Below are 15359 nucleotides of genomic sequence, written 5' to 3'. Positions count from 1 at the left end.
GTGCATTATAAATTATGCATTATACTTACAGGCTTTCTCCAAAATCAGCTTTGAATTTAGCCATAAGTTTCTGAGGCCAGTCGCTGGTAGGTTCCAGTCCTCCCATAAAGAAGCGAAGTACAGGTGGTTCATAGACAAACCTCAATCCACCGATAAGTTCGCGATTGTCATATAACCAATGCATACGGTCTTCCACATATTTTATTTGCGAAAGTGTGAACACTCTGCGTGGCACCGCCAGTCGAAGTAATTCCATGTCGGCATACGTTTCGTTTCCTTCTTCATCACGTTGATTGGATATAGAACCGCGTTCCATACCACGAATCCCCGAGATTAAAAATAAAGCAGCAGCCAATGCTCCGGCAGGATATTCTGTTTGTGGAATGTGCGCACAAACCTGCATAGCATCTACGTGAGCACCTAACACTCCTGCAGGTTTAATCATTGGAACTCCTTTAGCATATAATGAGTCAACAAGATATTTAATGAAATTAGGGCTTTGACAAATCATTGTTTCGTCCAGTGTTTCATAAAGACCAACTGCCATCGCTTCAATTTCGCGAACGGAAATACCACCGTAAGTAAGGAATCCTTCATAAAGTGGCACCAATGCTTCCAGTTCTTTCATTATTTCAAGGCGATCGGTACACATACCACCTCCGCGCGAAGAACTTATTTTACGGGCAGAGAAATAACACAAGTCTGCTAATCCGGTCATGGTCTTAAGTACGGTAGCCATGTCGGAATTTTTAAATTCTTCTTCACGTTTCAGTACCAAATAAGCATTTTCTCCCAACAAACTACAGTCAAGTACAATACGAATACCATATTTGTCGGCTATTGCGCGAACATCTCGTAAGTTTTGAACCGAGAATGGTTGTCCGCCAATCAGGTTGGTCGATGCTTCCATTCTAATAAAAGGAATGTTGGCTGCACTATGACGTTTGATTACTTCTTCCAGTTTTTCGATATTCATGTTCCCTTTAAAAGGATGGTCTGAATTTACCACATAAGCTTCATCGTAAAGTAGTTCCACTATTTGTCCGCCTTTGTCGGTAATGTGAGCCATAGCAGTAGTGAAGTGATAGTTCATTGGCACCAGACTGCCTTTTTTTACATAAGCCAGTGCAATAATGTTTTCTGCGGCTCTACCCTGGTGAACCGGCAACAGGTATTTTTTTCCAAGTACATCTTGTACAGCTTTTTCCAGGCGGTAGAAACTTTGTGAACCGGCATAAGCATCGTCGCCTTGCATCATGGCCGCAAGTTGATTGTCACTCATGGCGTTTGTACCGGAGTCTGTGAGCATGTCAAGGAAAACGTCTTTGGTACTGAGGCGGAAAGTGTTGAACCCACCTTCGTAAAGTGCTTCCAAACGACGTTCGATGGGTACTAAGTGTAGTTTTTGTACAATGCGTACTTTGTGCAATTCCAATGGAATGTTTTCTCCACTGTAAAATTTGATTTCTTGCATGGTGTTAGAGAATGATTTTTAAATTTTATGATTTATTTATGGCTGTTTCTTTCAAAAAATCAGCGTGCTTTGATTAATCAGCCTGCGTTTTGAATAAATATACCTGTTTTATTACAGATTTAAAGTTTGTGACAGGCAAAGGTATGAATATTTCTAAAATAACAATGAATAGATAAAGGAATGACACAAAAATGGCATAATCTCCGATGTGTTTAATACGTATTAAAAACATTTTCAACCCGGATTAATTATTAGTTGTTATTGTAAATAATGGGCCAATGACTCAATGAGTATAACTCCACAATTCGTTTATTCAATAATTAAAAAATGCTATTACCTACAAATACTTTTTCGACTCAATAATTTTTGATGCTGAATCAGGGTTATTATCAAGAATATTAGATGTTAATCTGACTGTTTAGGAGAAAAGTGTTATTCTGGTTTTGCAATAAAATATGTTCTGTAACATGTTTTATGAACGTTATCTCGATCTTGAACTTGTCAGAAAAGTATAAGTTTTATCGATGTTTTTGATAATTCAGCCATCAAACAGCAACATTCGTAGAAAAAGTATCATATAAGGCTAAAATAATATAGTTATTATCGTTCCCTATACTATACTTTTGCACAGTCGGAATACATCAATTCCAACAATAATTAACCTTTTAATATTAAAACTAATTCCATGAAAAGAAAAATCAATTTTCTAATGGCGCTACTCTTATTTGGAGTATGCTTTGTTTCTGCCCAGCAGAATCTTTCAGTTTCGGGAGTTGTTTCAGATGCAAGTGATGGAAGTCCAATGGTGGGCGTTTCTGTATTTGTCAAGGGAACTACATCTGGAGCAATTACCGATGTCAATGGGAAGTATACCCTAAATGCTCCTCAAGGATCTAAACTAATTTTTTCATACATTGGAATGAAAAAACAAGAAGTTTCTGTCAAAAGTAATGTAATTAATGTAAGCCTTGAATCAGACTCTCAAGTTTTGAATGAGGTTGTAGCTATTGGTTACGGAACCATGAGAAAGAAGCTTGTTACTGGTGCGACAGTTCAGGTAAGTGGTGAAAGTCTTCAGAAGCTAAGTACAACAAGTGCTTTGACTGCTTTACAGAGTCAGAGTCCAGGTGTGAGTATTACACAAAGCTCAGGTCAACCCGGTGAAGGTTTTAAAGTAAATATTCGTGGTCTAGGGACTGTAGGTTCTTCAGGTCCTTTATATGTTATAGATGGTGTAGCTGGTGGTAATATTAACAACTTAAACCCATCAGATATCGAATCTATTGATGTTTTGAAAGATGCGGCTTCAGCAGCTATTTATGGTGCACGTGCAGCAAATGGAGTAATCCTGGTAGCAACAAAACAAGGAAAATCTGGTAAGACTTCAGTTTCTTATGATGCTTATTATGGTGCGCAATACGCATACAAAATGCCGGCTTTACTGAATGCAAAAGAATACATGGCTGTTGAAGACATGATAAATTTTAATGAGGGTAATCCTGCAAATAGCTGGTCTACTTTGCTTCCTGCAGCTCTGTATAAATCAATTCAGGACGGAACATGGAATGGCACAAACTGGCTGAAAGAATCCTATAACAAAGCTGCTCCTGTTCAGAATCATGCAATTAACCTTACTGGTGGTACTGAACTATCCAAATTCTCTTTAGGATTTTCTTATGCCTCTCAGGACGGTATTTTTGGAAAACCTGTTGCATCTAGTTATGATCGTTATACAGCTCGTATAAATTCTGATCATGTAATTTTGAAAGTGAATAACTTTGATGCGATTAAAATCGGAGAAACATTGAACTATTCTTATAATACTAAGTCTGGTGTTTCTATTGGTAATATCTATTGGAACTCTATTCACAGCTTGTTAACAGCTAATCCATTATTGCCGGTTTATAATTCAGCTGGTGGATATTACGATTATGCATCGAAGGCTGCTGATGGCTGGAATTTTGATGCAAATGCAAGAAACCCTATTGCAAATACTGCTCTTTCGAGTCAAGGCTTAAATCTTTCCAAAAATCATAATCTACAAGCAACTGCTTATTTGCAAATTCAACCAATTAAGAATTTGATTTTCAAATCTCAATTTGGGTACAAAATGAGTGCTTCTTCTTATCGGTCGTATGACAGAATAAGAAATCTTAGCTCGGATACTCAGGTTTCAACAGAAACAGTTAGCCAGAATGAAAGTGTAGGTACATCTTGGACGATAGATAATACATTGTCTTATAAGTTTAAATTAGAAGACAATACATTTGATGTTATGGTTGGTCAATCTGCTGAAAAATGGGGATTAGGTGAAAATGTTAGTTCTTCAGGACAAAATTCTTTATTCTTGGGCTCTTGGAAAAATGCATATGTTGACAATACTAAGTCTACTGCATTGTCTCAAATAGCAGCAGGTGGTAGCCCTTGGGGTGAAGGAGATTTATCTTCTTACTTTGGTCGTTTAAACTATGACTATAATGAAAAGTATATGGCTTCATTTACAATGCGTGCTGATGGTTCCTCAAACTTTGCTCCCGGCAAACAATGGGGTTATTTCCCTTCAGGATCTGTTGGTTGGGTAATGACCAGTGAGCCTTGGATGGAATCTACTAAGGATTGGATGGATTTCTTGAAACTTCGTGGAAGTTGGGGACAGAATGGTAATTGTAATATTAGTGGTTACCAATATTTAACAACATTCTCTTTTGATGTTACTAATGGTTACTACTTCGGTGGTGATAAATCTACTCAAACAACAGGGGGGTATGCGAATATTCTTAAGAACCCTGATGTGACCTGGGAAACATCTGAACAGACTGATTTAGGCTTTGATGCACGCTTTTTTAATTCGCGTTTAGGAGTTGCTCTAGACTTATATAAGAAGACTACTAAAAACTGGTTGGTTCAAGCTCCTATTCTTTCTACTTACGGTCTAAATGCCCCATATATTAATGGTGGTGATGTTGAAAACAAAGGTATTGAGTTGGCTCTGAACTGGAGGGATAAAATTGGAAAAGATTTCAATTATGGTGTTAATGTAAATATATCAAACAATAAGAACAATGTAACCCGTATCGCAAATGCTGAAGGTATCATCCATGGAGCTTCAGATGTTTTAAGTCAGGGAACAGCAGAGATGTACCGCGCTCAGGTAGGTTATCCTATTGGTTATTTTTATGGATACAAAACAGATGGTGTTTTCCAAAATTATGATGAAATAGCAGCTTATAAGGCAGCAGGTAAAGGTGTGTTAGCTGGAGCTCAACCTGGAGATGTTATCTTTAGAGATGTTAATGGAGATGGTAAAATAGATGATAAAGATAAAACTATGATTGGCGATCCAAATCCTGATTATACTTTAGGTTTAGGTCTTAATTTTAGCTATAAGGGCTTTGACTTTAATGTTGCTGGTGCTGGTGCATTCGGTCAGCAAATTGCCAAATCATATCGTTCATTTGCTGATAGTAAGAATCAAAACTTCACAACAGATATTTTTGGTTGTTGGACAGGTGAAGGTACTTCCAATAAATTACCTCGCTTAACTTCAGGGTCAAATACTAACTGGCAGAATATCTCTGACATCTATATTGAAAATGGCGATTATTTGAAAATTCAAAACGTAACTATAGGTTATGATTTCAAAACCCTCTTCAAAAAATTACCACTTCAACAAGCTCGTCTCTACTTTACAGTTCAAAACCTTTATACCTTCACTAAGTACTCTGGAATGGATCCTGAAGTTGGTTATGGAAATGACCAGTCATGGGTAAAAGGAATCGATTTAGGATTTTATCCAAGTCCAAGAACATTCTTAGTAGGTGCTAATATTAAATTTTAATAGATAATAAAATGAAAAAATTAATATATTTACTAGTAGTGGCTTTTCTGTTCTCAAGTTGTGATAATTTCTTGACTACAGAGAACTTGACACAGAAAAATTCATCGAATTTTCCTCTGAATGAAACTGATGCTACCCAAATGATTACAGCTATTTATGCAACCATGAATATTGCAGTTCAAAAGGGTGTAAATAAAACATATTTCTATGTGGCTCAATTGGCCTCAGATGATTGTTATGGTGGTGGTGGTGAAAATGATAAAGATGCTCAGGCTACAGATCACTTAATGATCAATACTCCAAGTATTTTTGGCGATTTTTGGTCTGCACGTTATCAAGGAATTAACCGTGCAAATATGGCACTGGCTAATTTGGACAATGTGGCTGATGAGACAATCAGAAATCAAAAGAAAGGTGAAGCACTTTTCTTACGTGCCTACTTCTATTTTGAATTGACTCAAATGTTCGAAAATGTGCCATTAATTTCTGCAGCGCCAGAAAATGTTGCACAGGCTCAAACACCCCCTGTGCAGATGCCTGCTGATTCTATTTATGCGCATATTGCTTCTGATTTAAAAAAGGCTGTAGAAATCATGCCTGCCACTAAATGGGTTGCAAACAGTTCAACTAATGGTGCTGCAACACGTTGGGCTGCAGAGGCTTTGTTGGCTCGTGTATATTTGTTCTATACAGGCTTTTATCAAAAGGATGCTCTTCCATTAGTTGATGGAACTAAATTGGCTAAAGATTTTGTGGTAACCGGTTTGAACGATTGTATTCAAAACTCAGGGCATAGCCTTGCTCCTGACTTCCGCAGTTTGTGGCCGTATACAAATTCTGCGACAAGTAAAAACTCTACTTATCAGATTGATAAAACAACTAAGACATGGTTGAAAGATGGTTCAAATCCTGAACAGGTTTTTACTCTTAACTTCTCTTATCAATCAACTTGGAATGGTGATAAACTTGGATTTGCTAATGAATATGCGCTTTTCTTTGGTATTCGTGACGGAAGCACAGACTATGGATTGACTGGAACTTATCCTATCGGACAAGGTTGGGGACAAGGGCCTGTTGCAGCTAATTTGTGGAATGACTGGAGTACTGAAGAACCAACCGACATTCGTCGCGGAGCTTCTGTTTATCAGGTTAAATCAGATTTTCCAAAAGGGCGTGATAGTCAGATGGAAGAAACAGGTTTGTGGCAATCTAAAATTGTTGCAACTCGTGCCATTGTTGGTGCTAATAATCTTCCTAGTTTTTGTTCTACAACTGATTACTATGGAGACGGAACCACTAGCCATTTTCAGGTATCTCATGCTCAGAACTTAAATTTAATTCGTTTTGCAGATGTATTATTGATGCATTCAGAATTGACCGGTACAGCTGATGGTATGAATAAGGTTCGTGCTCGTGCAGGTCTTTCTAATATTGCTTATTCTCTTGATGCGTTGAAAAAGGAGCGTCGTCATGAGCTAGCTTTTGAAGGTCTTCGTTGGGGCGATATTCGTCGTTGGCATGATGCTGAAACAGCTTTAGCTAAGCAGGTTGGTGAGACTATCTGGAATAAAGGTCAGGAGACTACAATGAAAGATCAGGGAACAGGATATGTAGCTCGTTATAAAGCCACTAGAGGATTCTTCCCGATTCCAAAGACAGAGATCGATTTGTCTAACGGTGCTTTGAAGCAAAATCCGGGTTGGGATGACGCATCGGCTAATTTCTCAAGCTGGAATAACTAATAATATAAATTATTAAATAGTAAGAAGAATGAAAAAGTCAATTATATTTTCAATGCTTGTGGGAACTGCAATGTTAATTGCTTGTGACCCTATTGAAGACCGCGATACAATGACTGGAGGCATTACTGCTGATCAGTTGAAGATTTCGGCTACTCCGGTAATTAAAGAAGGTGTAAAGTCGAATTACATCGAGTTGAATAGCGAAGGGAATGCCTGCTTAACTTCCTGGGATTATGGTTTTGGGGTAGTAACCAAGACCAAAGCTACTGTTAAAGTAATGATGGCTGGTGATAATGAAATCGTGTATAACGGTATGAACGCAGATGGAACTATCATAAAGAAAACATTAATTGTACATGTAGATAAATTGTTTGATGTAGAACCTGAATGGGCTGTATTTTGTGGCGATAAAGGGACCAAAACATGGGTTTGGGATGATGTAATGGGAACACCTTGGGGTAATGGTGGTTACCTGGGTAACACAACTCCAGGATGGTGGACTAACAATGTAGATGCAATTGAAACACAGGCTATAGAAAAAGGCTTTCCTGGTGATGGAAAAAACGGATCTATGGTGTTTTCTCTTAAAGGTGCAAAAATAACTAAGAGTGATGGAACTGTTGGATCATTTACTTTCGACATGTCCAAAAAAACTCCCGCAGGAGATAATGTATGGGGTATTGGTAAATTATATACTAAAAGTGTAAATGTACTTTTGGGTATTCAGCCGAATGCTGGAAATAAAGTGATCAATGAGTATGATATTCTTAAGTTAGATGCAGATCATTTGTATTTAGCTTGTCCTGAAGCTGGTGCAGGAGCTTGGGGTACTTGTTGGTTCTGGTGTTTTAAAGCTAAATAATTTATTGTAGATCAAAATCAGTAAATTATAATTTATATATAGGGCGAAATTTAAACTAAATTTCGCCCTATATTCTTGTTAAATATATAGTATTGGGATATTGAGATAAGGAACAACATCTAAAACTATTTGCTATATTTGTAATACGATTAACCTACAATGATAATGCAAAATAAAACACTATACGTATTGCTGCTTATAACTTGTTGTATAAGTTGTAACTCTCCCAAAAAAGATTTCAAAATTACGGGTTCAGTGCCATCAACAAAGTACGATGGAGAATGGATTTATTTAGTCCCCATTGAAGGAGCAAATTCCCACACTGTTGATTCTGTAAAAATTGCAAATGCTTCCTTTACTTTCGAAGGTAATATTGAACGGATGTCTATTATTCGGTCACGAGCACTTTTACGCTTAAAATTACAAGAATTGTTGATTGTTACAGAGCCCGGCACTACTAAGGCTATTCTTGATTCTGTCAGTTCTGCTCATGGTACACCACAAAATGATGCACTGCAATTGTGGAAAGAAGAACGAGAAAAATCGATGTCTGCTTATAGCTTTGTTACAGCAGGATTACGCTCGGTGAGCGGAAAAGACTCGCTTCGTTGGCTATCTCAAAAGGATGCTATCATTAAACGCGAGAAGTTATTTAACGAGCGCTTCCTCAAAGAACAAGGCGATAATACAGTTGGAACGTTTGTCCGGAAGTTAACAGGTAACTCCAACAAATAAGAACAACAACTGTTTCCGAAATTCGGGATAACAATATCCAGAATTAAATCATCTTGCTAGAACGATTAACCTTATTTTATTTATTTCCAAAACCTTAGGTTTAGCCTCATTACGCACATTGTTAAACTAGGAATCTTAAATATAATACGATGAAAGAAATATTAAACACTCACATAATAAAAACAAATACACTACTATCAATCTTATTGGGAGTGTGTGCTTTTATTTTCTTTAATTTCTACTATCCTTTTCATGTTCAATATCATGAATTATTTCAGATGTTTCTGTTTACTCCGAGCTATTTTTTTGAAACAGTATCTGAGCCGGGTGGAATGGCTCTATATTTAGGACGTTTCTTCGTCCAATTTTTTTATTATTCTTGGGCCGGCTCACTCATTATAGCTGTGCTGTTGGTTTTGTTGCAAAGAGAAGTTGCCTGGCTTACAAAGAAGTTGGGTTGCAATAACGCGTTCTATCCAATAACATTTTTGCCTTCTATTGCTTATTGGATTTTGCTGTGTGACGAAAATTATATGCTTTCCGGATTAATTTTATTAATAATAGTATTGGCAGCAGTTATTGTTTGCACGACCATTCATTCCCGTACATTTCGAGTGATATCTACTATTGTCCTTACTCCAATACTGTATATTTCTTGTAGCGGTTGCTTCTGGTTTTTTGCTGTATTTATGGTACTGTTTGAAATTAACTATTGGAGAGTGAAAATAGATTTTCGTTGGTTCGTAATGTCTATTGGTTCAGTACTATTGATCATATTTTCTCCTTTACTATCTAAATATTTCTATCAATATCCGTTAGAAAACTTGTGGTTCGGGATTGGCTTTTATCGCTTTCCAAAGATTTCTCCTTACGGACAACTAATTGTTTGGTCGTTAGTATTTGTCGTGTCAGTTTTGCCTCGTTTCTTACCAAAGATAATTTCAGCAAAGAAGTACATTATAGTAATGGCATTACAAATTGCATTGCTAATAATAAGTGGAGGCTACTTGATTGGCAACGCAGCTAATTGGAATAAAGAGGAGCTAATGGGATATGCTCATTATGTGAAAATGCAAGAATGGGACAAAGTCATCGTAATGGCGGCAAAAAAAACTCCAACTGCACCAATGTCGGTTTCTTGCTTGAATCTTGCTTTAGCCAAGACTGGAGTACTTGGTGATAACATGTTCAGTTATTATCAAAATGGAGTACAGGGCTTAATTCCTCATTTTGAACCGGATTTTACTTCTCCTCTTCCAACAAGTGAGATCTATTATCAGTTGGGAATGATAAATACAGCTCAGCGTTTAGTGTTTGAAGCAATGGAATCGATTCCGGATTATCAAAAGAGTGCAAGTTGTTTTAAACGTTTAGCTGAAACAAATTTAATTAATGGACAATATAAAGTTGCTGCTAAATATTTGAGAGTATTGCAGCATACACTCTTTTATCGTAATTGGGCAACAGAAACATTGACTTATCTAAATGATGAAAAACGAATAAATACGCATCCTGAGTGGGGAAGATTAAGACAATTACGTTATAAAGCCGATTCCCTTTTTAGTGAAGATGAACTTGACGTTATGTTAGGAATTCTATTTCAGAATAATAAAAGTAATCGTATGGCTTATGAGTATTTGATGGCTTGTACTTTGCTTAGTAAAGACATGCAAAAATTCATCAATTATTACCCATTAGGTAAGGATATAGGTTATAGCCATATACCTAAAAGCTATCAAGAGGAATTATTATTTATTTGGAGTTTGAAACATCACCCATTAAAGGAAAAAGCCCCATGGCCTATTGATCCTCAGATAACAGAACGTTTACTGGAATATGCTCCGATATATTTGCAGGAAAAAAACGCAGGCCCAATATTAAAAGAACGATTCGGAGATACATATTGGTATTACTTACATTTTGGAGCTAAAAAATCATGAAAAGAATAAAACGTATAATCTGCCTTCTATTGATTATAATGGCTGGTATTTCTTGCAATAATCAAGTGAAATCACCTTCTCAAATAGATAAATACCCTCTTATTTATCCTGATTATGTAGGTGTAACAATACCGGCTACTATCGCACCTCTGAATTTCACACTGCCTGAAGAGGTTTTTGATAGGATAGATGTAGTTGTCAAAGGTAAAAACGGGAACGAAATACACTTTAGCGGTGATGACGTATCTTTTTCTTCTTCAGAGTGGAAAAGTTTGTTGGAAAGCAATATCGGTGACAGTCTTTTAGTAACGGTTTGTTTGGAGCAGACAGGGAAATGGAGACAATATAAACCGTTCCCAATTTATATAAGTAAATATCCTATTGATTATGGATTAGTCTATCGATTAATTGCTCCAGGATATGAGATTTATAGTAAAATGGGTATTTATCAACGCGAGTTATCATCTTATAACCAGACACCATTGTATGAGAATACTCTTGTTATTGGCTCTTGTGTTAATTGCCATAGTTTTAATAAAACAAACCCAAATTATTCAAGTATGCATGTACGTGGAAAAAATGGAGCTACTTATCTGAATATCAATGGTAAATCTGTGTTTCTAAATACCAAAGCAGATGAAACTATAGGGTCCTTTGTTTATCCATATTGGCATCCATCGGGAAAATATATAGCTTATTCGGTTAATAAAACCCGTCAGGTATTTCATGAGGCAAAAGAGGAGCGCATTGAGGTGGTAGATTTAGAGTCGGATGTAATTGTATATCAACCGGAAACGAATCAGGTGTTGACAACTAATCTTTTAAAAACCCCTTCGTTTGAGACTTTTCCTGCTTTTTCTGCTGATGGGCGTACATTGTATTTTTGTTCTGCTTCGCAGAAGAATATTCCAAAGGATTACAAAGATGTGAAATATAGTTTATGCAGCATTGGTTTTGATCCTAAAAAAGGAACTTTTGGTAGTCATGTAGATACACTTGTGTCTGCAAAGGTGCTGAATAAAAGTGTATCATTTCCTCGTCCATCTTATGATGGTAAATATATAATGTTCACCCTGTCTGATTACGGAAACTTTTCAATTTGGCATAAAGAAGCTGATTTATGGTTACTTAATCTAGCTGATAAAAGTATAAGGAGACTGGATGAAGTGAATAGTGATGATACGGAGAGTTATCATAATTGGAGTAGTAATTCGCATTGGTTTGTGTTTAGTAGCCGCCGTGGTGGAGGATTGTATACGCGTTTGTATATAGCTTCCATAGATGATAAAGGAGTTATAAGTAAACCTTTCCTTTTGCCACAGAAAAAACCTTTCTGTTATTATGATGAGTCTGTCTATTCATATAATGTACCTGATTTTGTGTCTTCACCTGTAAAATGGAATAGAAGAGAAATGGAAAGTGTACTCACATCTGCAGAACGTATACAAGTAAAAGTTAGAAAATAAATGAAATATAGGTCTTATACATTTTCCACTCATAATGTAAATGTAGAGCTTTCTTTTTTTGGAGAGACCGGGCATGCAATGGAGTACCATCTCATGCTTCATGTAAAAGGAAGAGATTTAAATTATGAAACTCAGTTACAAAATTTGCATCGGGCTTATAGAGAGTTTCTGGAAGATGAATCAATGAATGGTGCGAAACCGGTCCTGAAACGTTATTTTCTTAGCGACGCAGCTAATCAAGCTGAACAACTACAGGAAGAGCTGAAATTGTTTCCTGCATGCCCAACTTCCATTCTTCAACAGTCTCCTTTGGATGGTAGTAAGATTGCATTGTGGTGTTATTTAATAAAGGATACTAATCCTGTATATGAACACTATTGGATGGCTGGTTTAGGAATTGCTTCTGGAAATTCAGAAGAGCAGACTCATCTGCTTTTACAAAAATACGAGTTGGAGTTACAACAATATGGGTGTTTATTGGAAAGAGATTGCATACGTACTTGGTTCTTTGTTCAAAATGTAGATGTAAATTATGCCGGATTAGTGAAAGCTCGTCGCGAGAACTTTGTAGAACAAGGACTTACGGAGCAGACTCATTATATTGCAAGCACAGGAATTGAAGGTCGTCATGCAAACCCTAATGTTTATGTATTGTTAGATGCATATGCAGTTAAAGGATTACAATCAGGTCAAATGAAATATCTTTATGCATTGAGCCATATGAGTCCTACGGCTGTATATGGTGTGACATTTGAAAGAGGAGTTTGTGTATTGTATGGAGATAGACGACAACTTTATATTAGCGGTACAGCTAGTATTGATAGTAAAGGAGAGGTACTATATAAAGGGGATGTGGTATCTCAGGCTCGCAGGATGTGCGAAAATGTAGAGAAGCTTCTGGAAGAGGGAGGTTCTAACAGGGAAGATTTAGCACAGATTATTATATATCTGCGAGACGCTGCTGATTATTCTGTTGTCAAGCCTATTCTTGACGATCGATATTTAAGGATTCCAAAACAATTTGTGCTTGCACCTGTTTGCCGTCCAACTTGGCTTATTGAAATGGAATGTATCGCTTTGAGGAAAGATAAAAATGATAAATTTAGTAGTCTTTAAGCACAATGACATTAACATATAATTTTTAGCTCCTTAATCTGTAATATGATAAAGGAGCTTTTTCATATGCAATTAACTGTTTGATAGGCTGATACAAAAGTATTAGGTGCTAAAACTCGCTGTAGTGCTACATTGTTTATTTTTTCGCATAACATTTTTTTATTGCCTTACAACGTCAATTTTAAATTCCTAAAAATGTTGTTTTTCTATCATATACATTAAAAAAATGGAATAAAATAAAGATAAATCCCTTTGAATATAGGTTCTTGATCAATGGCATGTTTTTCTCTTTAATCAATATCGTTGAAAATGAAAAAGGGAATGTTTTTTCACTTCTAAACTGCAGTAAGATTAGATTTTTTATTCTTGATGTAATTATTACTCCAATTTTAAGTCTTATTCTTCTAAATTGTACTATTGAATATTAGTGTCAAAAAATCAGCTACTTGTGATGCTTCTGAATAGGGATAATCACTGTCGAAAACTGATTTGTAATTGTTTTTAGCTAATTATTCCTTTTTTGAACACATTAAGGCTTTTGATTTCTTCAATTGTTTGATTATTCTCGGTTGAAATATTCACCAATTCGAATTAACTGTTTAAGTGTAAATAATAATCAAAGAGTAGAAATAGTATCATGTATGGCTAAATAAATATGGTTTTACTTAGTACGAATGCTTTATTTTTGCGTGTCGAGAATAATTTGTTTCGGGTTGACCTCATGGAAATGTTTAATGGATACTCGTTTGCATTATTATTTAAATTCAATACAATGAAAAAATTACTTGTACCAATTCTTTTATGCCTTGCTTTAAATACTTCAGCGCAATGGGCTTTTCGCTTACCGTCTATTATTAGTAATCATGCTGTATTACAACAATCTACAGATGTGAAATTGTGGGGCTGGGCTCAAAGTGGCAGCACCGTAAAGATAAGTTGTAGTTGGAATCCAACGGATACCGTGAAAGCGGAACCCCGTAAAGACTGGACATGGGATGCTATTGTAAAAACGCCGAAAGCAGGCGGTCCTTACACCATTACATTTATCAGTAGCTCACAAAAAGTGGTTATTGAAGATATTTTAATTGGAGAAGTTTGGTTATGTTCCGGTCAATCGAACATGGAATATGCTTTTAACTGGGAATCAAAGCCCATCGATGTTGGTGATGCAGTGGCTAAATCGGCCAATAATCAGTTGCGCTTCTTTCAACTTTCGCATACTTACAGCATTTACCCCAAAGATAACTCGGATGGTGAATGGAAAATCAGTTCGCCCGAAACTACTCCATCCATGAGCGTTGCCGGCTATTTCTTTGGCAAAACAATCAATGAAAAAACGAAAGCTCCCGTGGGACTCATCGCGTCGTATTGGGGTGGGACAAATGTACAGTCGTGGATTCCAAACGAAGTTTTTGCGGAAAATGCGGAACTAAAAACACTGGCCGAAGATACCAAAGCGGTTAATTGGGCACCGGTCGCACCAGCTGTCATCTACAATTCGATGTTGCAACCGCTGGTGAACTATAAAATTGCAGGAGCTATTTGGTATCAGGGAGAAGGCAATACCGGCGAACCGCAAAACTATAGCAAACTGTTTGAAGGGCTTATAACCGGTTGGAGAAAGGCATTCAATAACGACTTCCCATTCTATTTCGTACAAATTGCGCCATGGAGCGGCTACGGGAAAAACAGTGCGGCTTACCTGCGCGAACAACAGGAGGCAGTACTTCATTTGCCTAAAACGGGGATGATAACAGTAGGTGATTTAGTAGACAACATCAAAGATATTCACCCCAGAATAAAGAAAGAAGTGGGAATGCGACTGGTAAACCTGGCATTGAAAGAACACTATGGTTTTCAGGATGTAAATCCATACCATCCTCGTTATAAAAATTTCAGCATTAAAAAAGATAAAATCAATATTCGGTTTACAACTAGCGGAAAGTTGATTTGTAAAGCCAAAACTCCGGCTAATTTTCAACTGGCAGGAGCCGACAACCAGTTTTTTCCGGCTGTAGCTAAAATAGAAAAAGATGGTTCTATCACTGTTTCAAGCAAAGAAGTGAAAGTGCCCGTGTCAGTTCGCTATTGCTTTACAAACGACGCTACGCCCGATTTATTCGATACCAATGGCTTACCATTAATTCCGTTCAGAACGGATATGATTCAATATAAGCCGTAAATGA

The 15359-nt window shown here is 36.8% G+C and carries 9 protein-coding genes; 8 read left to right on the top strand and 1 reads right to left on the bottom strand.

Annotated features, from left to right (window positions below):
* Positions 1-25: 25 nt before the first annotated feature.
* Positions 26-1474 carry a tryptophanase gene (locus PALPR_RS09140; RefSeq protein ID WP_013445336.1) on the bottom strand — a complete coding sequence of 483 codons (1449 nt, stop codon included), beginning with the start codon at positions 1472-1474 and terminating at the stop codon, positions 26-28.
* 685 nt (positions 1475-2159) lie between these two features.
* On the opposite strand from PALPR_RS09140, the gene PALPR_RS09135 reads away from it, so the two are divergent.
* The 8 genes from PALPR_RS09135 to PALPR_RS09100 all read left to right on the top strand — a co-directional run bounded on the left by PALPR_RS09135 (position 2160) and on the right by PALPR_RS09100 (position 15355).
* Positions 2160-5312, top strand: a complete 3153-nt coding sequence (locus PALPR_RS09135; protein ID WP_013445334.1) for a SusC/RagA family TonB-linked outer membrane protein — start codon at positions 2160-2162, stop codon at positions 5310-5312.
* Positions 5313-5323: 11 nt separating this feature from the next.
* Positions 5324-7054, top strand: a complete 1731-nt coding sequence (locus PALPR_RS09130; protein ID WP_013445333.1) for a RagB/SusD family nutrient uptake outer membrane protein — start codon at positions 5324-5326, stop codon at positions 7052-7054.
* Positions 7055-7082: 28 nt separating this feature from the next.
* Positions 7083-7916, top strand: coding sequence for a hypothetical protein (locus PALPR_RS09125; protein ID WP_013445332.1), 834 nt, complete (start codon positions 7083-7085; stop codon positions 7914-7916).
* A gap of 159 nt (positions 7917-8075) precedes the next feature.
* Complete coding sequence (locus tag PALPR_RS09120) at positions 8076-8651, top strand: DUF4369 domain-containing protein (protein ID WP_148226453.1); 576 nt, start codon at positions 8076-8078, stop codon at positions 8649-8651.
* 149 nt (positions 8652-8800) lie between these two features.
* Positions 8801-10591, top strand: a complete 1791-nt coding sequence (locus PALPR_RS09115; RefSeq protein ID WP_013445330.1) for a DUF6057 family protein — start codon at positions 8801-8803, stop codon at positions 10589-10591.
* The gene (locus PALPR_RS09110) at positions 10588-12057 is read left to right on the top strand and encodes a TolB-like translocation protein (protein ID WP_013445329.1); all 1470 of its coding nucleotides are present in this window, start codon (positions 10588-10590) and stop codon (positions 12055-12057) included. Before PALPR_RS09115 ends, PALPR_RS09110 begins: the two co-directional genes overlap by 4 nt.
* Entirely contained in the window at positions 12058-13173 is a 1116-nt protein-coding gene (locus PALPR_RS09105; RefSeq protein ID WP_013445328.1) for a Rid family hydrolase, read from the top strand.
* Positions 13174-13945: 772 nt separating this feature from the next.
* The gene (locus PALPR_RS09100) at positions 13946-15355 is read left to right on the top strand and encodes a sialate O-acetylesterase (RefSeq protein ID WP_041620851.1); all 1410 of its coding nucleotides are present in this window, start codon (positions 13946-13948) and stop codon (positions 15353-15355) included.
* Positions 15356-15359 lie beyond the last annotated feature (4 nt).

The sequence above is a fragment of the Paludibacter propionicigenes WB4 genome (genome assembly GCF_000183135.1).
Lineage (GTDB): Bacteria > Bacteroidota > Bacteroidia > Bacteroidales > Paludibacteraceae > Paludibacter > Paludibacter propionicigenes.
Note: the sequence above shows the minus strand (reverse complement) of the source record. Positions and strands in the feature narration are given on the sequence as shown.

Excerpts from the sequence above, each read along its gene's own strand:
- PALPR_RS09130 (WP_013445333.1), top strand. The coding sequence starts at position 5,324 with ATGAAAAAATTAATATATTTACTAGTAGTGGCTTTTCTGTTCTCAAGT.
- PALPR_RS09140 (WP_013445336.1), bottom strand. The coding sequence starts at position 1,474 with ATGCAAGAAATCAAATTTTACAGTGGAGAAAACATTCCATTGGAATTG.
- PALPR_RS09110 (WP_013445329.1), top strand. The coding sequence starts at position 10,588 with ATGAAAAGAATAAAACGTATAATCTGCCTTCTATTGATTATAATGGCT.
- PALPR_RS09125 (WP_013445332.1), top strand. The coding sequence starts at position 7,083 with ATGAAAAAGTCAATTATATTTTCAATGCTTGTGGGAACTGCAATGTTA.
- PALPR_RS09100 (WP_041620851.1), top strand. The coding sequence starts at position 13,946 with ATGAAAAAATTACTTGTACCAATTCTTTTATGCCTTGCTTTAAATACT.
- PALPR_RS09115 (WP_013445330.1), top strand. The coding sequence starts at position 8,801 with ATGAAAGAAATATTAAACACTCACATAATAAAAACAAATACACTACTA.
- PALPR_RS09135 (WP_013445334.1), top strand. The coding sequence starts at position 2,160 with ATGAAAAGAAAAATCAATTTTCTAATGGCGCTACTCTTATTTGGAGTA.
- PALPR_RS09120 (WP_148226453.1), top strand. The coding sequence starts at position 8,076 with ATGATAATGCAAAATAAAACACTATACGTATTGCTGCTTATAACTTGT.
- PALPR_RS09105 (WP_013445328.1), top strand. The coding sequence starts at position 12,058 with ATGAAATATAGGTCTTATACATTTTCCACTCATAATGTAAATGTAGAG.